The sequence below is a fragment of the Neorhizobium sp. S3-V5DH genome, from assembly GCF_004343065.1.
Lineage (GTDB): Bacteria > Pseudomonadota > Alphaproteobacteria > Rhizobiales > Rhizobiaceae > Neorhizobium > Neorhizobium huautlense.
In genome coordinates this window covers 1-19,761 of the sequence record NZ_SMCL01000002.1, presented here as the reverse complement: position 1 = coordinate 19,761, position 19,761 = coordinate 1, and the positions used below count along the sequence as shown (strand labels likewise).

Sequence of the window (19,761 nt, the reverse complement as noted above, 5' to 3'; positions counted from 1 at the left end):
AGAGTGCAAAGCTCACCCTACATAGGGGAAGCTCTCACTTGTTTCGGCTCTAACTTTCGCGGGGATGCCCCGCTGTTCGGAGGAAATTCAGTCATGTCCCTGAAAAAGCAGTTGCTGGGTATCGCGTTCGCGCTGGGCGTTTCGGCTAGTATGGCGCATTCCCAGGTCGTGGTTTCCTCGAAGATCGACACCGAAGGCGGAGTGCTCGGCAATATTATCCTCGCCGTGTTGAAAACCAACAAAATCGAGGCCACCGATCGCATTCAGCTAGGTGCGACCCCGGTCGTCCGCAAGGCGATCGCCGCCGGCGAGATCGACATCTATCCGGAATATACCGGCAATGGTGCCTTCTTCTTCGAAAAGGCCGAGGATCCTGCCTGGAAGGACCCGAAAAAAGCTTATGAAACGGTCAAGAAGCTCGATTACGACGCCAACAAGATCGTCTGGCTTGCACCGTCGCCGGCAAACAACACATGGGCCATTGCAGTCCGCAAGGACGTGGCCGACGCAAACAAGCTGAAGACGCTCAGCGATTTCGGCAAGTACGTTGCCGGTGGCGGCAAGATCGTATTGGCGGCCTCTTCCGAATTCGTGAACTCGGCTGCGGCGCTGCCCTCGTTCCAGACGACTTACGGCTTCAAGCTGAAGTCCGACCAGCTCATTACCCTATCCGGTGGCGACACGGCCGCTACGATTGCGGCGGCGGCCAATCAGACGAGCGGCGCAAACGCGGCAATGGTCTACGGAACCGATGGCGGTATTGCGCCCTCCGGACTTGTGGTTCTCGAAGACGACAAGGGCGTGCAGCCCGTCTATCAGCCAGCACCTATCATCCGCGAGGAGGTGTTGAAGAAAAACCCGAACATCGAAGCGCTGCTGAAGCCGGTTTTCGAGAAGCTCGATCTCGTCACGCTGCAGGATCTCAATGGTCGCGTGCAGGTGGGCGGCGAGCCGGCCAAGGCGGTCGCCGAGGATTTCCTGAAGAAGAACGGCTTCTTGAAATAGTTTCGTCCACAGGTTTTCATGGGACATAAGCCGGACGCTTCCCGAGTGTCCGGCTTTTTCATCGGATCAGGGGCGGGGGCGGTTTGAGAATTCAGCTCGACAAACTCGGCATCGTCATTGCTCTTCTTGCGGCTTATGGGACGCTTGGGGCTTCCTTCGCCGTGTCGAAGCCGAACCGCATCGTGCAGGGGCAGGCGAAACCGATCCTGGATGCGCTTCCGGCCTGGGCGGCCTGGGTTCTGTTGGTGCTGTTGTTTGCCGCCGCGGTCGTGGCACTGCTGCGGACATCCGCCTGGGTCAAACTGGTCGCGGCGGCCGCAATGCTTCTAGCGCTTGCGCTTGCCATGGGTTTGACAGGGCACTTCCTCACACCAGCGGGCAACACCTACGCTCGCGTGTCTCCCGCCTCAGGTTTCTGGATCCTTCTTTTCGCCTTCGCGCTGCTGGCCGCCGATGCGATCACGCGGCTGAAGCCGCCGCCATGGATGCGGGTGCTGTTTCTGATATTGGCAGGTGCCGGTGTCGGAGGTCTCCTGTTTTCGGGAAGCTGGGACGGGCTTTCGATCATGAAGGAATACGCAGGCAGGGCCGATGTCTTTTGGGTCGAAGCAGGCAAACATGTGACTCTGGCGCTCGGGTCGCTTTTGGCGGCTGTGGCGGTCGGCCTGCCGCTGGGCATCCTCTGTCACCGGGTCGAGCCGCTGCGGTCAAGCGTTCTGAACGCGTTGAATATCATACAGACAATCCCATCCATTGCGCTTTTCGGCATTCTCATCGCGCCGCTTGGATGGGTCGCCGCGACGGTTCCGGGTGCTGCGGCGCTCGGCATCCGGGGCATCGGGGCAGCGCCCGCATTCGTTGCGCTCTTCCTCTATTCGTTGTTACCGGTTGTCGCCAACACGGTCATCGGACTTTCAGGCGTTCCGAAAGACGCGGTCGATGCGGCGCGCGGGATTGGGATGACGAACCGGCAACGGCTCTTCAAGATCGAGTTTCCGCTTGCGCTGCCGGTGATTCTCACCGGGATCCGCATCGTGCTCGTCCAGAATATCGGTCTTGCAACGATCGCGGCCTTGATCGGCGGCGGGGGTTTTGGCGTTTTCGTCTTTCAGGGCATCGGTCAGACGGCGATGGATCTCGTGTTGCTCGGTGCCGTGCCGACCGTGGCGCTCTCCTTTGCAGCCGCCGTAATACTGGATGCACTTATCGAGCTCAATTCGCGGGCCGTAAACGGAGCGAGGTCGGCATGATCGAAATCGACGCCATCACCAAACAATATGACGGCGTTGCCGTTGTCGACGACGTTTCCATGGTGATCGAACCGCGCACGATCACGGTCGTCGTCGGTACGTCCGGTTCGGGAAAAACGACGCTGCTGCGCATGATCAATCGGCTGGTGGAGCCGAGTTCGGGAGCGATCAGGCTGGATGGCGAAGACAACCGGTCCATCGCCGGTTACGAACTTCGCAGGCGGATCGGCTACGCCATCCAGGGGCATGGGCTGTTTCCCCATCGCACCGTAGCGCAGAACATTGCGACTGTGCCAATTCTGCTGGGTTGGGAAAGGCGGCGGATCGATCTGAAGGTCGCGGAACTGCTCACCCTCTTTCAGCTTGAACCGGAAATCTATGGGCCGCGTTACCCGCATGAACTTTCCGGCGGCCAACAGCAGCGGGTGGGAGTGGCGCGGGCCTTGGCGGCAGAACCCAATGTGCTCCTGATGGACGAACCATTCGGCGCCCTCGATCCGATCATCCGCGCCAAGGCGCAGGAGGATCTGCTGGCGATCCAGAAGCATTTTGGCACGACTATCGTGCTCGTGACCCATGACATGAACGAGGCCTTCCACCTCGCCGACAAGATCGCCGTGATGGATCAGGGAAAGGTCGTTCAATACGGACCGCCGGCCGAGCTTGTGCAGACACCGGCGACATCTTTCGTGGAAACCCTGATCGGCGAGACGGAGCGGCCATTCCGTCTGCTTTCGATATCAAGGGCCGGAATGGCCGTAGAGCCGGGTGAGGCGGCTGGCGAGCCAATTCGGGAAGACAGGACACAGCAGGAGGCGCTGGCCGACCTTCTCTGGAGCGGAAGAACGGCGTTGCCGGTGGTTTCTGTCACCGGCATGCCGATGGGACGGGTGACCCTGGACGCGCTTCTCAAGCGGGCAGCGAGGCCGCTATGAAGGCTTGGCTGCCGACCGCATTGCGGGCAATGCTGCTTCTCCTGCTGATCGCCTTTCTGCTCTTCCCGGAAAGCTTCGAGCCATTGTTCAAGTCTCTGGTGCAGCCGAATGCGCCGGCCATTTACAACCAGGGCAGCCTGCTCAACCTGACGCTCTTGCACCTGGAGATCGTATTTTTCGCCACGCTGATTGCCACGATCATCGCCGTGCTTTTGGCGATCCTTGTTACCCGGCCTTTCGGAAGCGAGTTTCTGCCTTTGTCCCGAAGCCTCGTGAATATCGGTCAGACGTTTCCGCCGGTTGCGGTGCTGGCGCTGGCCGTGCCGGCGGTGGGTTTCGGGGAAAAGCCGACCCTGATCGCACTTTTTCTGTATGGTCTCCTGCCGATTTTCGAGAACACGCTTACGGCGCTCACCAATCTGCCCCGGTCGGTAATGGAGGCGGCACGCGGCTCCGGCATGACGGGTTTCCAGCGGCTGCTGCAGATCGAATTGCCGCTGTCCTTGCCGGTGATTGTCGGCGGCATCCGCCTCTCGGTCGTCATCAGCCTGTCGACCGCGACGATCGGCTCGACGGTCGCGGCAAAAACACTCGGCGAGGTCATCATCGCCGGACTGCAGTCCAATAACCTGGCGTTCATATTGCAGGGGGGCCTGATCGTCGGAGCTTTGGCCGTCCTGATTTATGACGGTTTGTCGGCCGTGGAAGCCGTGCTGGCGCGCCGGGCCGGTGTTCGATGATGTCGAGATGCGGTTATCTGTAAAACCTAGCCATGGCTAGAATCCGTCGGAACGACCGCTTCGGTGTCCTGTTTGACGTTGCCGCGGTGAAAGATGAACAGGCCCGCAAAAACGATGATGCCGGCACCTATCCAGGTCTGGGTGTCCGGCAGGTCGCCGAAGAAGACCCAGCCGAGAATGACCGCCCATAGCAGGAGCGTATATTGCAGCGGCGCAAGGACGGACGCCGGGGCAAGCTTCAGCGAGCGGGTGATGAGCAGGTGCGCGATGCAGGCCACGATGCCCAGCAGGAGCAGCGCCAGCAGTTCGGCCAGGTTGAACGGGCTCCAGTTGCCGACGCTGAGAAAAATCCCGGCGATGAGGCCCGCCAGCGTTTGCCAGGTCACCAGTGTAGCATCGGAGGTGGCACGCAGCCTGCGGTTCAGCACCAGCGTCAGGGCGAACGAGAAGCTACCGATCAACCCGAAGATGGATGGCCATGCCAGCATTTCGGACGAAGGCCGCAGCGCGATCACCACGCCGGCAAAACCGATCAGGACCGCAAGCCAGCGCCGCCATCCGATCCGCTCTCCCAGCAGAAAATGAGAAAGTGCAGCAACGTATATCGGACCGGCCATATAAAAGGTCATCACGTCGGCGAGCGGCAGGTAGATGACGGCTGCGTAGAAAAGGGCGAGGTCTCCGGTGGCGAAAAGGACGCGCATGATCTGCAGCGCCGGCCGCTCGACCTTGTAGAGTGCTGAAATCGGCTGGCGGGCGATCATCGGGCCGAGGACGAAGAAGGCGCCGAGCGAGCGGATGACCAGAACCTGGCCGACGGAAAAACTCGCAACCAGCCATTTGCCCATGGCATCGTTCAGCGAGAACATGAAATCGCCGAGCAGCATGAGCAGGACGCCGAGAAGCACCGCATTGCCGGCAAGGGCCGAAGACACTCTTTTCTGCATGTTGTTCGAGTGCTCCCGACTCAGGATTGTATTCTATGCTTGGCTTACCCGGCCAGCCTGCCGCCCTGCAAGGGGCGGGGGGCGCCTGTCGTGGTCGGAAAGCTGATCGGAAGGCCGCGCAAAACGCGGACGGCGAGAAATGCAAAGCATTCGGCCTCGACCGCATCGCCACGCCAGCCGAACTGATCTGCGGATGCTGCAATGACGCCAGCTCTGTTCTCAATCATGCTCATGATCGTCGGATTGTGGCGGCCGCCGCCGCTCACGATCAGCCTTTTCGGCCGGCGGGGCAAAAGATCGAGAGCCTTGCCCACCGCGGACGCCGTAAACGCGGACAGGGTTGCAGCGCCATCGGCCGGATCGAGGCCATCGGCCATGGCCGCGGTAAAGTCGAACCGATCGAGAGACTTCGGATAGGGGGCTGTCAGGTAGGGATGTTGCAGGAGACGGGCAAGCCGCTCTTCGTCGACCTTGCCGGATGCACCCAGCGCACCGTCGCGATCCATTTCACCCAAGCCCTGCCCCTTGATGAAATCGTTGAGCGGGGCGTTTGCCGGGCCGGTGTCGAAGGCGATGACCGTGTCGCCGCCATCCCACCATGTGACGTTTGCGACCCCGCCAAGATTGAGTACGGCCGTATCCCCGCTCGTGTCTACGCTGCGCAGCAAGGCGGCATGATACGCGGCGGCAAGAGGCGCGCCCTGGCCGCCGGCGCGGACGTCGGCAGAGCGGAAGTCGTAAGCGACCCGGGTGCCGAGCATGGAAGCCATGAGCTCTCCATCGCCGAGCTGACGTGTATCGCCCAGCCGCGTGCTGGTCGGCGCGCGATGCAGCACCGTCTGTCCGTGAAAGCCGATGATGCCAATATCCGCCATGCCGAGGCCTTCGCTCTCGACGAGGTCTTTCACGGCTTTCGACTGGGCTCGCGTCAGGGCTTCCTCCGCCTCGCGGAAAATTGCCGGCTCCGGCCCCTCGAAGTTCCAGGCGCGCGCCTGACGGAGGGTATCTTCGAGCAGAGCGCGGATTTCCGGAGGGTAGGGGGCGAGCGTGTAGGCACCGAAGGTGTCGATCGTTTCGCCGTCCGTCTTTAGGAGCGCCACGTCGATATTGCCGTCCAGAACGGTTCCGGTCATCAGGCCGACGGCCCAGATAGGCTCCATGATCGAGATCCTCAGGGTTGGTTGATAAGGTCGCCCACCGTCTGCCGCAGCTGAACGATGCCGCTGTCGGCGTGGCGGGTCGGATGGACGCGATTGGTAAGCAATGTCCAGGCGCGGCCCCGGTGGAAATCGATCCAGAGCCCGGTACCGGTGAACCCCGTATGCCCGATAGTGCCGGGGCTGCAAGCGTGGCCGCCCGACCAGTTTTGATAGGGATGTTCCCAGCCGTGGGTCCGCTTGTCCGAGAGCGGCGTCCGCATCAACGCGATCGAGTGCTTCGAGGCGCCGGTGCCATCAAGCAAACCCTCGGCGAAATCGAGAACGGAATTGACCGTGCCGAACAGGCCCGCGTGGGCGGAGCCCTGGAGAGCGGCGCAATTTTCGTCATGCACTTCGCCGGAGAGTACACGCTGCCGCCAGGTGCAGTTTTCCGTCGCCGCCGATATGTCGGGCTTGGCAGAAAACGCAAAACCCTGACCTGGGTCGAGATCGCGGATGCGTTTGCCGGTCAGCCGCTCCAGTGCAAAGCCAAGCAGAATGAAGTTGACGTCGGAATAGACGGGCGGGCCGTGGCGCCATTCGCGCTGCAGGACGAAGGCGCGCAAGAGCTCCGGATCGCTGCCATAGGTATAGATCGGTTCCACCGCCGGGAAGGGTGTCTGGTGCCCTAGGCATTGACGGAACGTCACCTTCCGCTCCCAGGCGTCGACATTGTACTGGCGCAGGTCCGGAAGGGCCGTGGCCAGCGGCGCGTCGAGATTGATCATGCCTTGCTCGGCAAGCTCAAGAATGCGGGGCGTGGTGAATATGACCTTGGTCAGGGATGCCAGATCGAACCAGGTTTCGGGATCCATGGGGCGGGCTGCAGGAACGATCTGCGCCGAACCTATGGCACGTGTCGCCCGGCCACGCTTTAGGTCGACGATGCCGAGTACGCCACCCGGAATGCGACCATCCGCAACGGCATTTTCGAGCGGCACGAAGGCACGATCGAAGGTGTCCCGCAGTTCGGCATCGGCGCCTATTTGGTCGTCCATTGTTCCACCTCAAGCTTCCGCCCGTGCCCGGTGATCCGGCCCGAAGCTCCGCCATTGCGTCGCCGGTGGCTCGAAACCAGGCGGCCGGACAAGCGACGGCACCTGCCGTGTGTCGAGTTCGAAATGCTGGTTGCGGCGATCGATGCTCGGCACAGCGGAGATGAGTCGCTTTGTATAGGAGTGCTGCGGATTGGAAAGCACGGAAGCGGCATCACCGATCTCGACGATCTCCCCGGCATAGAGCACCGCAATGCGATGGGCGATCCGCTCGACCACCGCCATGTCGTGCGACACGAAGAGATAGGCTAGCCCGTATTCCCGCTGCAAATCCACGAGCAGTTCCAGTACCTTTGCCTGCACGGAAACATCGAGCGCGGAGACCGCCTCGTCAAGAACGACGATCGATGGATTGAGCATGAGTGCGCGCGCAATGCAGAGGCGCTGCCGCTGGCCGCCCGAGAACTGGTGCGGATAGCGTTCAAGACAGTTTTCCGGCAGGCCGACGCGCTTCAGCAACGCGGCCATCCGGGCGCGTGTCTCCCCGGTTACCCGTTCACCGGCGGCGATGACCGGTTCGGCGAGGATGCTGTCGATGCGAAGCCGGGGATTGAGCGAGGCGTAGGGGTTCTGGAATACCATCTGCACGCTCGGATCGGTCGCGTCGGCAATCCTGCCGGAATGTGTCGAGAAGCCGCCGTGGGTCGGGCGGACGAGGCCGAGGATGGCGCGTGCCGTGGTGGACTTGCCCGAACCGCTTTCGCCGACGATCGCCAGCGTTTCGCGGGGCATCAGATCGAAATCGACATTTTCCACGGCGTGGACGGCGCCGGGAGAGCGCCGGAACACGCTGCCGGCCACCTTGAAACGTACAGTCAAGCCATCGACCTTGAGGGCGGGCTTTGCTTCTTCGATCTGGCCTCGAACATAATCCGAGCGTGCAGCCCTGCCGGATTCAAAATGCGGCACCGCGCTGAGCAGGTGCCGGGTATAAGGATGCTGCGGCCGGTCGAGGACATCGCCCAGCACACCCTGTTCGACCGCTTCTCCGGCCTGCATCACCATAACCTTGTCCGCGATACCTGCAACGAGCCCGATATCGTGGGTGATGAAGATCATCGCCGTCCCGGTTTCGCGTTTCAACTCTCCAAGCAGCGCCATGATCTGCGCCTGAACGGTCACGTCGAGTGCGGTGGTCGGCTCATCGGCGATCAGCAGACGCGGATTGCAGGCAAGCGCCGTCGCGATCATCACCCGCTGAAGCATGCCGCCGGAGAGCTGGTTCGGCGTATATTTGAGCCGCCGTGCGGCATCGGGAATGCGCACGCGGTCGAGCGCGTCTTTTGCCGCTGCAGTTGCCTGCCTGCCGGTCAGGCCGCGATGGAGCCGGAAGGATTCCTCGATTTGGCGGCCGATCGTGAGCACCGGATTGAGCGAGGTCATCGGCTCCTGAAAAATCATGCCGATTTCCGACCCTCGGATTTTCTCGAGTACGGGTTCGGCCGCCTCGGCGAGGTCGAGGACGCTGTCGTCGGTTCGGGTAAGATTGACGGCGCCGCTGATGATCTTGCCGCCGCCGAAATCGACCAGGCGATTGATGGAGAGCGCAGTGACCGACTTTCCGGATCCGCTTTCGCCCACGACCGCCAGGGTCTCTCCGGCCTGAAGGTCGAAGCTCACGCCCCGCACGACCTCGTTTTCCAGAGGGTTCCGGCCAAAGCCGACGCGTAAGTTCGAGACGGAAAGAAGGGGTGTCATGCGGCGGACCTGCGTGTCCTGGGATCGAGAATGTCGCGCAACGCATCGCCGAGCAGGTTGAAGCCCAGGATGCTGATCATGATCGCCAGCGCTGGGAAGATCAGCAGCCATGGCGCAGTTTCCATCAGATTGCGGCTGTCAGCAAGCATGAGGCCGAGCGACGAGGCGGGCGGCTGGGTTCCGAGGCCGAGAAAGGACAGGCCCGCTTCCGTCAGCAGCGACCATGCGAGCGCCAGGGTGACCTGCACCGTCAGCGGCGCGATGAGATTAAGCAGCAGGTGGCGGGTCAGGATATAGCTGCGGCTGCTGCCGAAGGTACGGGCGGCGTCCACGAATTCTCGGCCCTTGATGGAAAGCGCCGGGCCGCGGACCACGCGAGTAAAAATTGGCGTATAGACGATCGCGATTGCCGCAATGCTTGTCCAGGTGCCCGGACCGGCAATCGCGATAATGAGCAGCGCAAGCAGGATAGCCGGGAAGGCGAGCAGCACATCCATGATCCGCATGACGAGGCCGTCCCAGGCCTTGCCGAACCAGGCGGCAGTCAAACCAAGAACCGTGCCGGCGAACGTCGCGAGCGTCACCGAACAGAACCCGACGAAGAAGGATTGGCCCACCCCCTTCATCAGGCGGCTCGCGACATCGCGCCCGAACAGATCGGTGCCCATCCAGTAGATCGTATTCGGGGCATGCAGCCGGTCGATGCGGTACTGCTGCAGCGGATTGTGCGGGGTGATGTCTAACATGCCGAGCAACGCGACGACGACATAGATCACGACGATCGTGCCGCCGATCCTGCCGCTCGGATGGGAAAAGATTGCACGCAACATCAGCCGCCTTCTCCAAGACGGATGCGTGGGTCGAGCGCGACATAAACGAGATCGACGATCAGGTTGACCACCATGAAGTTGAAGGCAATGAAGAGCACGCAACCCTGCACCAGCGCATAGTCGCGCTGCAGGATCGCATCGAGCACCAGCCGGCCGAGGCCGGGGAGGGCGTAGATCTGCTCCACCAGCACGGCGCCGCCGAGCAGGTAACCGAATTCGACACCGCTCAGCGTGACGACCGGGATCAAGGCGTTCGGCAGCGCATGCCGCCAGATGACGCTGCGTTTCGGAACACCCTTGCTGCGGGCGGTGCGGACATAGTCGTCGGAGAGCACGTCCAGCATGGCAGAGCGCGAGATACGGGTGACGGAGGCCGCAAAGGCAAAGCCGAGCGTCAGCGCCGGCAGGATCATCTGTCCGAGATTACGCAAGGGATCGGCCAGCAGCGGCGTGAATTCGCCCATGGTCGGCAGAATGCCGAAGCCGGCCGACAAGGTGTAGATGATCAGCAATCCGACGACGAAATTGGGCGTTGACTGCCCGATCATCGCAAAGATACGCACCCCGAGATCGGACATCCGTTCGTTGCGCGTGGCTGCAAAAACGCCGGCCGGCAAGCCGACGAGAAGTGCCACGCACATCGACATTAGGGCGAGTTGCAGGGTGAGCGGAAAACGTTCCAGAATGACGCCGAGCACCGGCTTTCCATAGGTAACCGAGATGCCGAGATCGCCGCGGAAAACGCCGAGCAGCCAGTGCCAGTACTGCACGGCAATCGGCTGGTCGATACCGAAATAGTTTGCCAGCGCCTCTCTCTGGGCCGGCGTCAGAAGGCCCGCTTCGGTGCCGAGCATTGCGGTGATCGCATCACCCGGCACCATGCGGATCGCCACGAAGACGAGAACGGAAACCCCGAGCATAACGAGCGGGAAGGTCGATAGCCGTCGCGTCAGGTAACTCATGAGCTAGCCAGCCTCCGTCCGTTCAGTTCAGCGTCATTGCTGAACCGTGACCTTGCTCAGGCCGAACAGGGAACCCTCCGGCGTCGGAATAAACCCTTGAACGTTCTTCTGCTGGGCGGTGTAGCTGTAAGACGTATAGAGCCAGACCCACGGCGACATTTCGACCAGATGTTTTTCGAAATCGGCAAAAATCGCCTTGCGTTTGGCGGGGTCGGTTTCTTCGCGCCCCTTCTGCATCTGACCGTCCAGGGTGTCGTCGATGTAGTTCGCGACCTTCTGCAGGTTGCCCGCTTTCGTCCAATACCTGTTGTACATGGAGTAAGGATCGGCGCGCCCGCCATTCAGTGCAACGGCCATGTCGAAGTCGCCCTTGAGCCAGGCATCGACATAGACGTTCAGCTCCATCATCTTGATGTCGAGCTTGACGCCGATTTCGGCGAGTTGCGACTGGATCACCTGCGCTTCGGAGGCAGCTGTGGCCGGTTCGCCGTTGGCGGCGATCACGGTTGCGGAAAAGCCGTCAGGATAGCCGGCGTCGGCCATCAGTTTCTTGGCCTTTTCCACATCGCGCTTATAGCAGAAGAGCTGGCTGGCATCGCTGGTATAGCCGGGCATGGTGAGCGGACCCGTCACCTTGCCTTCGCCGACCGAAGCGGTATCGAGGACGTCCTGCCGGTCTATCGCGCAGGAGATGGCCTGACGAACGCCGAGTTCGTTCATCGGCTTGCGTGAGGCGTTCAATTGCAGAACGTGGTAGGCCAGCACCGGCGTGCGGTTGAGCGTCAGGTTGGTTTCCTTCGGAACCAGCGTTGCCACCAGCGGGTCGTTCAGGAGCGCGAAGTCGATCTGCTTCGTCCGCAGCGATGCGAGGATCGCCGTTTCGTCGGGAAGCACGCTGATGTCGATCACGTCGACGCCGACCCTGCCGCCCGCCCAATCCTTGTTGGCGCTCAGCACCTCCTTCGAGTTAGGATCCCATTTCTCCAATTTGAATGGCCCGGAACCGAGCGCCTTCGTACCGACCGATCCAGCGGCGATCTCGCTTGCCGGAACGATCGCAGCGTTGATGCTTGCCATCGCCGTCAAAAGAGGCACGTCGGGTTGCGACAATTTAAAGACGACGGTCGTCTGGTCCGGGGTTTCGATCGACGCGATGGAACGGAAATTGGCCCGCGCCGCGGCGGCGGTCTTTTCGTCCAGGACGCGCTCGAAGGAAGCCTTCACATCCGCCGGTGTGACGGGCTTGCCGTCCTGGAACTTGGCGTTCGGATTGAGCTTGAATGTCAGTTGCTTGCCGCCGTCGGAGAATTCCCAGGAGGACGCGATTGCCGGAACGATCTTCAGGTCCTTGTCCAGGCGCACAAGCGGTTCGTAGATCAGTTCGAGCAGCCGGATCGACGAAAAGGCGGTCTGTTTGTGGGGATCGAGGCCGGTCGCGTCCTGGGACCATGCCATCCGGAGCGTCGCGGACGACGCGGGCGAGGCGACACCGAGCGTTGCAGCGATTGCGAGACCGGATATCAACCGCATTGAAAAATGTCTTCCCATTTCATTCTCCCTCTGAGATTTGGTTTGCCTTGCCGGCCCGACCGTAGCAAGCGGCAAAACCGTTCTTCCGCAGCTTCACGCTGTCTTTCCACTTATAGCCTTGCGAAGGAAGCCTCCGGCACCCTCAAGCGCCGCCCGTGCGCTACCGACATCCATTCCCGTGAGCTGGATGAGGATTGCGAGCTTCACGTCGTTCTCCGTCAGGTCGAGCACCTCTCTTGCCTCGTCCGGCGAACAGCCCGTCGCCTGCATGACGATGCGGGCGGCGCGCGCCACGAGCTTCTGGTTGCTGGCGTGCAGATCGACCATAAGGTTCTGATAGGTCTTGCCGATCCGGATCATGCTGGCGGTGGTCAGCATGTTGAGGATCAGTTTTTGCGCCGTGCCTGATTTCAGCCTCGTCGAGCCGGTCAGGATTTCAGGGCCGACGACCGGCGAAATGGCGATATCGGCAATGGCCGCAATTGCCGAATTGGGATTGCAGGATAGGGCGACGGTCCTGGCTCCAAGCGTCTTCGCATAGGTCAGCGCGCCGATCACATAAGGCGTGCGGCCGCTGACGGCGATGCCGACGACCACATCATCTGCCGTCAGCCCGATATCCGCGAGAGCCTGGCGGCCTTGGTCCGGATCATCCTCGGCCCCCTCGATCGCATGCATCAGCGCCTCGGTACCGCCGGCTATCAGTCCCACCACCATGCCATCCGGCACGCTGAAGGTCGGCGGGCATTCGGATGCGTCAAGTACGCCCAATCGGCCGCTGGTGCCGGCGCCGATATAGACAAGGCGGGCGCCCTTTCGGAAAGCCCTGACGATGTCGTCCACCGCCTCGGCGATTTGCGGGATGACCTTTTCGACAGCCGAGGGAACACCCTTGTCCTCCTCGTTGATGGACCGGAGAACCTCCACGGTCGGGAACAGATCGATCTCCATGGAGCGGGGATTGCGGTCTTCCGAGACCAGCCCTTCCAACTCGGATATCAGCTCAGCGTCCGTCATGTTGCTGCCTTCGACATCGGCGGATGACTTGTCTCTGTCCACCGTTAACCTTGGTTAAGGAGTAGGATTGTTCATTCTCTCTGTCAATCAAAAATGGAATATAATATTCCTAATTTGATCCCAATCTGCCTCTCCCGCCGGCCCTTGTTCAACCGCTGTGGGCGGCCCTGCGCGAGAGAATGATTGCGCCCGACACGGCATCGCCATCTGCCGGCTTCAGCCGACGGCGGACGTCCGGGGCAAGCCACGCCTCAAGCGGGCTCGACAGGCCACCAAGCAGCGTGACGCGCGGCGCGCCGAGTTCGAAAAGGGTGCGGACCAGCGTGTCGATCTGCTCTGCCGCCGCCTGGACTATTCGGCGGCCGGCTGAATCGCCCTGATCGGCATGGCGCATGACCATTGGCGCCAGTGCGGCATAGTCGGTGGCGGTTGCACGATCCATCCAGGCGACCGCCTCCATGGGGTCGCCCTTGAAGCGCTGCATGACTTCCCCGAGCAGGGCAGTTTTCTCAAGCCGCCCGTCATGGGCGCGCAATGCGAGCTGGATCGCCTTCAGCCCGAGGTCGGCACCGCTGCCCTCATCGGAGATGGGAAAGCCGTAGCCGCCGACGCGAAGGTTCCTTCCCTCCACGACACCCAACCCGATCGAGCCGGTGCCGGCAATGACGATTGCGCCGTCGCGGCCGGAATGTGCGCCGAGGCAGGCGCCCATGCCGTCGCTGGTAAATTCCAGGCTTGCAAACGGATGCGGGATTGCCTTCAGGGCCTCCAGCGCGCCCTTGCGGCCTATGCCGGCAAGGCCGATGCCGACATGGGTGCGGGCGACTTCATCCGGACCAAGTCCGGCCTCGTCGAACGCAGCATTGAAGGCGCGCGATATGGAGGCCCACGCCTCCTCGATGCCGAGGCGGGTGGTGGCGGGGCCTGAAAGCCCCTGTCCCAGCACCGCGCCGGATCCGTCCTCGATGCGCGCCCGGCAACCCGTGCCGCCGCCGTCGACGCCCAGGAAATAGTGTTCGCCAGATGCCGTCATTCGCTGAACCGTTCGATATCCGCGCCGCAAAGGCGCAGTTTCCGGTCGAGCTGCTCATAACCGCGATCGAGATGGTAGACCCGGTTGACGATGGTTTCGCCCGCCGACACAAGTCCTGCCAAGACGAGCGAAACCGATGCGCGAAGATCGGTCGCCATTACTTGGGCGCCCTTTAAGGGGGCGCCGCCCCGTACCAGTGCCGTGGTGCCCTGAAGCGAAATATTGGCTCCGAGCCGCATCAGTTCCGGAACGTGCATGAACCGGCTTTCAAAAACCGTTTCGCGGATCAGGGACGCGCCGTCGGCGCAGGCGGCAAGCGCCATGAATTGGGCCTGCAGGTCGGTCGGGAAACCGGGATAGGGCTCCGTGGTGATGTCAGCGGCTTCCAGCGGTCCGTCGCGCGACACGACAAGGCCACGGTCGCTCGGCCAGACACTGACGCCCATGGCCTCCAGTACCTGAACGACCGAAGCCATGTTTTCCAGCCTTGCATTGATCAGTTCCAGCGAACCGCCGGTAATGGCTGCTGCCACCGCATAAGTTCCCGCCTCGATGCGATCTGGAATGCCGTGATGTTTCGCCGGCAGCCAAGTCGTCGGCCCTTCGATGAGCACCCGATGGGTGCCTGCCCCTTCGATGCGTGCGCCCATCGCGCCGAGGCAGGCGGCAAGATCGGCAACCTCGGGCTCGCGAGCGGCATTGAGGATCTCCGTCTCGCCCTTTGCCGATGTTGCGGCCATCATCGCCGTCTCGGTCGCGCCGACGGACGGTGAAGGCAAAACGACGCGCCCGCCTTTGAGGCCATTGGGAGCGGAGGCGACGATAAGCCCACCTTCGATGCGGATCTCGGCGCCGAGTGCGGCCAGAACCTTGATATGCATATCGACGGGGCGAGCGCCGATGGCGCAGCCACCGGGCAGTGACACGCGCGCATGGCCGAAGCGGGCAAGGAGCGGCGCCAGCACGAGAACAGTAGCCCGCATCCTGCGAACGGTATCGTAGGAGGTTTCTTTCGAGACGATGGACTTGGCATCGATCACTGTGGAATGAGACGATCGCGTCACCTCGGCGCCATGCAAACCGATGACGCCCAGCATATTCTCCACGTCGCTGACCTGAGGCAGATTGGTGAGCTCGACCGGGTGGTGGCTCAACAGTGCTGCTGCGATCTGGGGAAGTGCGGCATTCTTGGCACCGGCAATGGTGACGGCGCCCTGAAGCTTATGGCCGCCGATAATTCGCAATCTGTCCATGATGAAACTGCCGAAGGAGTGCTAGGGACTCTTCCCTCCAATAAAAGTAAACGCCCTGTCCTCCGAGTCAACGCTCTGGAATTTTTTATTCCGACTTTTCTCTGGTAGTGTGATATGCGGGCACAGAGACGCGACGGAAAGGCCAATGTCAGTCCTACGAAAGATCAACGCACAGCTCGAGGATATGGCGCCAGCGGATCGCCAGATCGGACAATTCATTCTGGATAACCCGGACCAGATGCTGAAGCTGTCATCGGCGGCGCTGGCAGCGGAAACGGGCCGCAGCCAATCCAGCGTCGTCAAATTCAGCCAGAAACTTGGTTTTGCGGGCTATCAGGAGCTGAAACTTGCCGTCAGCAAGGCGAAGGCCCAAGAGTGGCATGCACCTCCCGGCATGATTCACGGTTCGATCGAGGTTGGAGACGGCTATCTCACGATCCTGCAGAAGCTGATCAGCAGCAAGATGCTCGCCATGCAGCAGACGCTCGCGGTCAATGGTGAGCAGGAGATCGAGAGGGCTTTGACGGCTTTAAACGACGCGCGCCGTATTCACATGGCTGGCGTTGGAGCCTCGTCGCTGGTTGCCCGCGACTTCTCCTATAAGCTGATGAAGCTCGGCCGCAACGTGTTGCATGACAGCGACAGCCACGTGCAGATGGCGAATGCCTCCACGCTGAACACCGCTGACGTCCTTTTCGCGCTTTCTTATTCCGGTGCGAGCATTGAGACACTGAGGATTGCCGAACTGGCGCGCGAGCGGGGCGCCACCGTCATTGCGGTCACCGGCCTTAACGGCGGGCCGCTAACGCAGGTCGCCAATATCCGGCTTTACACCGTCGCCGACGAGGAGAGAGTGCGTTCGTCGTCCATCACGGCCCGCGATGCCCAGCTGATGCTGACGGACCTTCTTTTCATTCTCCTCATGCAGCGCCAGCCGGATGCCAACGATTATGTCCACAACAGCGAGACCGCCGTTTCGGTCTTGAAGGCTAGGTAGAAATCTTCGTTCAGTCAGTCGTTCACGCGGTGCTTCAGCCGCATGACCTTGAAGAAACCGTTCGGAAAGGTGCGGCGGATATCCGCGACCTCGAAATTGCCTCGCCGTTCGGCCCATTCGGAGATCCGCGAAATCCGGAAAGCCGAACTCCAGCCGACCTTGTGAACGAGCGGCGCTACGGCCTCCTCTATTGCGCCCTGGATGCCGCGCCCATCGCCCAGCTTGCTGGCAATGATGATCTCACCGCCTGGCCTCAACACGCGAGCGCACTCATCCATCGCCCGCTCGGGATCTGGAATAAGGGTGACGACGAAGGGGAGGCAGACGGCGTCGAAGGAGCGATCGGCGAAGTCGAGCCGATGGGCATCCATCACATGCAGTGCGATCACATGCTCCAGCCGATCGTGAGCGACTTTCTCTCGGGCTTTGGCAATCATGTGTTCGGAAAGATCAACGCCTGTCACCCGACACTGCTTGGGGTAGTAGGGCAACATGAGGCCGGTGCCGACGCCGACTTCCAGAATATCGCGCCCCGCTTCGGCTGCCAGTTTCGCAACCGTCCGATGGCTGTCGCGCAGGAGCCCGCGATAGACGCGATCGTAAACCGGAGCCCAGCGTTCATAGACCTTTCGCTGGTGCTCCACATTGTTCTGAATCTCTGGCAAGAGCGCCCCCGTCGATAGCTCGTCACGTTCCGTGAACTCTCGATGGGGATGATAGTTCCCGCAGATCGCTGTTTTACGACGGCGCGACGCTCACGCTGCGCGCATGGCTTCGACAAACTTCCTCGCTCTTTCGCCGATGGTCGCGAGATCCATTCCGGGCTTGTAAAGAGAGGAGCCGATGCCGAAGCCAGCCGCACCGGCCTGGCTGTAAGCCGTCATGTTTTCACGCGTCACGCCCCCGACGGCAAGGACAGGAATTTCCTTGGGGAGGACAGCCTTCCAGGCCTTGATGACAAAGGGTGGTATCGCTTCGGCGGGAAAGGCTTTGACACCCGTTGCACCCGCCTCGATCGCTGCGAAGGCTTCGGTCGGAGTGGCAACACCCGGCAGGCTCACCATGTCCGCTGCGCGCGTCGCCCTGATGACTTCTGGATTGGCATTCGGCGAGATAATGACCCTGGATCCGGTAGCGGCCACATCGGCGACCTGGGAAGGCGTCAGCACCGTGCCTGCGCCGATGATTGCCTGATCTCCGAAACGTTTCACCAGTTTCTCTATGCTTTTCAACGGTTCCGGCGAGTTGAGCGGCACTTCGATGATACGCCAGCCTGCGGCGATCAACGTTTCGCCCACCGCCTCGACTTCCGCAGGCGTGATGCCGCGCAGGATGGCGACGAGGTTGCAGGCCTTGAGTGCTTCTTCAAATTTCATGTCGAAACTCCTTAAATGCTTTGGTGCTTTGCCGCTTCGGCAGCAATCAAGAGAATGCCGCGTTTGGCCGCGTTTTCCGGGCCGGGCTCGACAGTCAGATCAAAGAGCGGTGCGACACGGCCATAACGGTTGTTCAGGATATTGTTGCCAACGATGCCGATTGTATCGCCGGTTCGAAACCATCCGGTGGCCCGGGCCTGGCGGAACTCGGAGCCGATGACGAGGCCGGAAACGTAGTCGAGAATATCCTCCGGCTTCAGCTTTCCGTCGAGTATGCCGGTGCGGGCGCTGAAGATTACCGAGAGGAATGCGTCGGCACCGGCCGCGGCACTTGCGGCAAATTCGGCGCCTTTGTCGAAGGCGCTCCAATTGGTGTCGCTGCCGGGCTGCGGCTCAAGGGCCTTGGCGATGAACGAATGTTTCGTGAGAAGCGCAAAGATCTCGCCCGTTGCATAGGTCTGAAAGCTGGCGATCCGGCCGGACGCGATGCGCGCCCATTTGCTATGGGTGCCTGGCAGGACCAGCGTCCTGTCCTTCTCCAGGCCGAACCCGACAATCTGGGTTTCTTCACCGCGCATGACATCCGGGAAAGGCTGTGCGGCCGGGTTGCGCATGCCTGGCAGGAAGGTAATGACGGCGCCGTTTTCGAGCACCTTCTTGCGAGTTCCGGCCGCGAGTTCTGCGATGCCGGCCGGCGTATCGACATATGGCACTTCGATCCAGCCGTTGCGGCTGGTGATCATGCCGGTCGCAAGGACCGGGAGAGGTCCATGGGCGGAAAACCATTCACCGACGGTGCGCATGAGAGCCGCTTCGAAGGCACCGTCCTTGACGAACTGAATTCCGCCTTCGGAACTTTCACGGATATCAAGGGTCTCGCCGGCTTCCGAGACAAGCATGGCACGCAGCGAACTCGTGCCCCAGTCCAGGATGATCGAGGTCGGTTGGGGCATGGTTATGTCGTTCCTCCGGATGGATTTTCGGCCTTTTCGATAGCCCGCCGCCCGGCGTCCTGTCGAGGGGTGATCTGGAATTAGTATGATAATTGCAAGCCGTAGCCGAATGATCGATCCGTTGGCCATGTGCGGCAACGCATCATTGAATTTCTCGGCCGCATCGCCATTTTAGGTGCAAATCCAAACCGAAGGAGGAAAGCATGGCGACGACTACCGAACGGGCCGTCCTGGCAGGCGGTTGCTTCTGGGGCATGCAGGATCTCATCCGGCGTCTGCCGGGGGTAATCTCCACTCGTGTCGGCTATAGCGGCGGCGACGTGCCGAACGCGACCTACCGCAATCACGGCACCCATGCCGAAGCGATCGAGATCATCTTCGATCCGGCCAAGACCAGCTACCGCGATATCCTGGAATTCTTCTTCCAGATCCATGATCCGTCGACGAAGAACCGCCAGGGCAACGATATCGGCATGAGCTATCGCTCAGCCATCTACTACGAAAACGACGAACAGAAGCGTGTCGCCGAAGACACGATCGCCGATGTCAACGCATCGGGCTTGTGGCCGGGCAAGGTGGTGACGGAAGTGGAGCCGGTCGGTGATTTCTGGCAGGCTGAACCGGAGCATCAGGACTATCTGGAGCGCTATCCGAATGGCTATACCTGCCATTTCCCGCGTCCGAACTGGAAGCTCCCAAAGCGCGGCGAGAGCGCCAAGGTCGCTGCTGCCGAATAACCTGTCTCAATTCATGAATCGGAGGCGCTGCCATTTCAGAATGGCAGCGCCTTTTTTGTTGTGCGCCCAGCATGGGCGCATTCTTGTGGGTGCAAGTCCCACCGTGAGCTGGTCACAGCAAGCGAAGAGAAGCGCAACTGCGTGAGGGTGACCGAGCGTGGGGAGGAAGCGTGGATCGAAACTGCGGGTCGATGAACAAGAACCGGATATGAGGCGATGCCGACCAGGGCGAGCGGGCAACGAA

General features: G+C 61.4%; 19 protein-coding genes. 6 read left to right on the top strand and 13 right to left on the bottom strand.

Annotation, left to right across the window (positions count from 1 at the left end; translation table 11 throughout):
- The first annotated feature begins 93 nt into the window (after window positions 1–93).
- The 4 genes from EDE09_RS03550 (at window position 94) to EDE09_RS03535 (ending at window position 3,930) form a co-directional block, all read left to right on the top strand.
- Complete coding sequence (locus tag EDE09_RS03550; protein WP_132408941.1) at window positions 94–1,005, top strand: ABC transporter substrate-binding protein; 912 nt, start codon at window positions 94–96, stop codon at window positions 1,003–1,005.
- Between the two features lie 83 nt (window positions 1,006–1,088).
- Window positions 1,089–2,255, top strand: coding sequence for an ABC transporter permease (locus EDE09_RS03545; protein ID WP_112801185.1), 1,167 nt, complete (start codon window positions 1,089–1,091; stop codon window positions 2,253–2,255).
- The gene (locus EDE09_RS03540; protein WP_112801187.1) at window positions 2,252–3,190 is read left to right on the top strand and encodes an ABC transporter ATP-binding protein; all 939 of its coding nucleotides are present in this window, start codon (window positions 2,252–2,254) and stop codon (window positions 3,188–3,190) included. The genes EDE09_RS03545 and EDE09_RS03540 overlap by 4 nt, the downstream gene beginning before the upstream one ends.
- Window positions 3,187–3,930: an ABC transporter permease gene (locus EDE09_RS03535; RefSeq protein WP_132408939.1), complete on the top strand. Its 744-nt coding sequence runs from the start codon at window positions 3,187–3,189 to the stop codon at window positions 3,928–3,930. The genes EDE09_RS03540 and EDE09_RS03535 overlap by 4 nt, the downstream gene beginning before the upstream one ends.
- Window positions 3,931–3,956: 26 nt before the next feature.
- Here the strand turns inward: EDE09_RS03535 and EDE09_RS03530 are convergent, their stop codons facing one another.
- The 10 genes from EDE09_RS03530 to murA form a co-directional block, all read right to left on the bottom strand.
- Window positions 3,957–4,877, bottom strand: coding sequence for a DMT family transporter (locus EDE09_RS03530; protein WP_132408937.1), 921 nt, complete (start codon window positions 4,875–4,877; stop codon window positions 3,957–3,959).
- Window positions 4,878–4,921: 44 nt separating this feature from the next.
- Complete coding sequence (locus EDE09_RS03525) at window positions 4,922–6,037, bottom strand: anhydro-N-acetylmuramic acid kinase (RefSeq protein ID WP_112801193.1); 1,116 nt, start codon at window positions 6,035–6,037, stop codon at window positions 4,922–4,924.
- Window positions 6,038–6,048: 11 nt separating this feature from the next.
- Window positions 6,049–7,074, bottom strand: coding sequence for a serine hydrolase (locus EDE09_RS03520; protein ID WP_112801195.1), 1,026 nt, complete (start codon window positions 7,072–7,074; stop codon window positions 6,049–6,051).
- 9 nt (window positions 7,075–7,083) lie between these two features.
- Window positions 7,084–8,829 carry an ABC transporter ATP-binding protein gene (locus EDE09_RS03515; protein ID WP_112801198.1) on the bottom strand — a complete coding sequence of 582 codons (1,746 nt, stop codon included), beginning with the start codon at window positions 8,827–8,829 and terminating at the stop codon, window positions 7,084–7,086.
- Entirely contained in the window at window positions 8,826–9,659 is an 834-nt protein-coding gene (locus EDE09_RS03510; protein WP_112801200.1) for an ABC transporter permease, read from the bottom strand. The genes EDE09_RS03515 and EDE09_RS03510 overlap by 4 nt, the downstream gene beginning before the upstream one ends.
- The gene (locus tag EDE09_RS03505; RefSeq protein ID WP_112801202.1) at window positions 9,659–10,621 is read right to left on the bottom strand and encodes an ABC transporter permease; all 963 of its coding nucleotides are present in this window, start codon (window positions 10,619–10,621) and stop codon (window positions 9,659–9,661) included. Before EDE09_RS03505 ends, EDE09_RS03510 begins: the two co-directional genes overlap by 1 nt.
- A gap of 33 nt (window positions 10,622–10,654) precedes the next feature.
- A complete protein-coding gene (locus tag EDE09_RS03500; RefSeq protein WP_112801204.1) occupies window positions 10,655–12,169 on the bottom strand; it encodes an ABC transporter substrate-binding protein in 1,515 nt (504 codons plus the stop codon).
- A gap of 75 nt (window positions 12,170–12,244) precedes the next feature.
- Window positions 12,245–13,168 carry an N-acetylmuramic acid 6-phosphate etherase gene (gene murQ, locus EDE09_RS03495; protein ID WP_112801311.1) on the bottom strand — a complete coding sequence of 308 codons (924 nt, stop codon included), beginning with the start codon at window positions 13,166–13,168 and terminating at the stop codon, window positions 12,245–12,247.
- A gap of 148 nt (window positions 13,169–13,316) precedes the next feature.
- Entirely contained in the window at window positions 13,317–14,201 is an 885-nt protein-coding gene (locus EDE09_RS03490; RefSeq protein ID WP_112801206.1) for an N-acetylglucosamine kinase, read from the bottom strand.
- Window positions 14,198–15,454 carry a UDP-N-acetylglucosamine 1-carboxyvinyltransferase gene (murA, locus tag EDE09_RS03485; RefSeq protein WP_105370176.1) on the bottom strand — a complete coding sequence of 419 codons (1,257 nt, stop codon included), beginning with the start codon at window positions 15,452–15,454 and terminating at the stop codon, window positions 14,198–14,200. Before murA ends, EDE09_RS03490 begins: the two co-directional genes overlap by 4 nt.
- Window positions 15,455–15,599: 145 nt before the next feature.
- Between murA and EDE09_RS03480 the strand changes: the two genes are divergently transcribed.
- On the top strand, window positions 15,600–16,451 hold the full coding sequence (locus EDE09_RS03480; protein WP_112801208.1) for a MurR/RpiR family transcriptional regulator: 852 nt from the start codon (window positions 15,600–15,602) through the stop codon (window positions 16,449–16,451).
- A gap of 14 nt (window positions 16,452–16,465) precedes the next feature.
- Here EDE09_RS03480 and EDE09_RS03475 read toward each other — a convergent pair whose 3' ends face one another.
- From EDE09_RS03475 to EDE09_RS03465, 3 genes are all read right to left on the bottom strand, one after another.
- Window positions 16,466–17,116 carry a class I SAM-dependent methyltransferase gene (locus EDE09_RS03475; protein ID WP_112801210.1) on the bottom strand — a complete coding sequence of 217 codons (651 nt, stop codon included), beginning with the start codon at window positions 17,114–17,116 and terminating at the stop codon, window positions 16,466–16,468.
- Window positions 17,117–17,206: 90 nt separating this feature from the next.
- Complete coding sequence (locus EDE09_RS03470) at window positions 17,207–17,827, bottom strand: 2-dehydro-3-deoxy-6-phosphogalactonate aldolase (RefSeq protein WP_132408935.1); 621 nt, start codon at window positions 17,825–17,827, stop codon at window positions 17,207–17,209.
- Window positions 17,828–17,838: 11 nt separating this feature from the next.
- Window positions 17,839–18,780, bottom strand: a complete 942-nt coding sequence (locus tag EDE09_RS03465; RefSeq protein WP_112801214.1) for a 2-dehydro-3-deoxygalactonokinase — start codon at window positions 18,778–18,780, stop codon at window positions 17,839–17,841.
- Window positions 18,781–18,983: 203 nt separating this feature from the next.
- On the opposite strand from EDE09_RS03465, the gene msrA reads away from it, so the two are divergent.
- On the top strand, window positions 18,984–19,517 hold the full coding sequence (msrA, locus tag EDE09_RS03460; RefSeq protein ID WP_112801216.1) for a peptide-methionine (S)-S-oxide reductase MsrA: 534 nt from the start codon (window positions 18,984–18,986) through the stop codon (window positions 19,515–19,517).
- The last annotated feature ends 244 nt before the right edge of the window (window positions 19,518–19,761 follow it).

Bases quoted from the DNA above. Each gene is read 5' to 3' on its own strand.
- EDE09_RS03550 (WP_132408941.1), top strand. From the start codon at position 94: ATGTCCCTGAAAAAGCAGTTGCTGGGTATCGCGTTCGCGCTGGGCGTT.
- EDE09_RS03540 (WP_112801187.1), top strand. From the start codon at position 2,252: ATGATCGAAATCGACGCCATCACCAAACAATATGACGGCGTTGCCGTT.
- EDE09_RS03535 (WP_132408939.1), top strand. From the start codon at position 3,187: ATGAAGGCTTGGCTGCCGACCGCATTGCGGGCAATGCTGCTTCTCCTG.
- EDE09_RS03530 (WP_132408937.1), bottom strand. From the start codon at position 4,877: ATGCAGAAAAGAGTGTCTTCGGCCCTTGCCGGCAATGCGGTGCTTCTC.
- EDE09_RS03525 (WP_112801193.1), bottom strand. From the start codon at position 6,037: ATGGAGCCTATCTGGGCCGTCGGCCTGATGACCGGAACCGTTCTGGAC.
- EDE09_RS03520 (WP_112801195.1), bottom strand. From the start codon at position 7,074: ATGGACGACCAAATAGGCGCCGATGCCGAACTGCGGGACACCTTCGAT.
- EDE09_RS03515 (WP_112801198.1), bottom strand. From the start codon at position 8,829: ATGACACCCCTTCTTTCCGTCTCGAACTTACGCGTCGGCTTTGGCCGG.
- EDE09_RS03510 (WP_112801200.1), bottom strand. From the start codon at position 9,659: ATGTTGCGTGCAATCTTTTCCCATCCGAGCGGCAGGATCGGCGGCACG.
- EDE09_RS03505 (WP_112801202.1), bottom strand. From the start codon at position 10,621: ATGAGTTACCTGACGCGACGGCTATCGACCTTCCCGCTCGTTATGCTC.
- EDE09_RS03500 (WP_112801204.1), bottom strand. From the start codon at position 12,169: ATGGGAAGACATTTTTCAATGCGGTTGATATCCGGTCTCGCAATCGCT.
- murQ (WP_112801311.1), bottom strand. From the start codon at position 13,168: ATGACGGACGCTGAGCTGATATCCGAGTTGGAAGGGCTGGTCTCGGAA.
- EDE09_RS03490 (WP_112801206.1), bottom strand. From the start codon at position 14,201: ATGACGGCATCTGGCGAACACTATTTCCTGGGCGTCGACGGCGGCGGC.
- murA (WP_105370176.1), bottom strand. From the start codon at position 15,454: ATGGACAGATTGCGAATTATCGGCGGCCATAAGCTTCAGGGCGCCGTC.
- EDE09_RS03480 (WP_112801208.1), top strand. From the start codon at position 15,600: ATGTCAGTCCTACGAAAGATCAACGCACAGCTCGAGGATATGGCGCCA.
- EDE09_RS03470 (WP_132408935.1), bottom strand. From the start codon at position 17,827: ATGAAATTTGAAGAAGCACTCAAGGCCTGCAACCTCGTCGCCATCCTG.
- EDE09_RS03465 (WP_112801214.1), bottom strand. From the start codon at position 18,780: ATGCCCCAACCGACCTCGATCATCCTGGACTGGGGCACGAGTTCGCTG.
- msrA (WP_112801216.1), top strand. From the start codon at position 18,984: ATGGCGACGACTACCGAACGGGCCGTCCTGGCAGGCGGTTGCTTCTGG.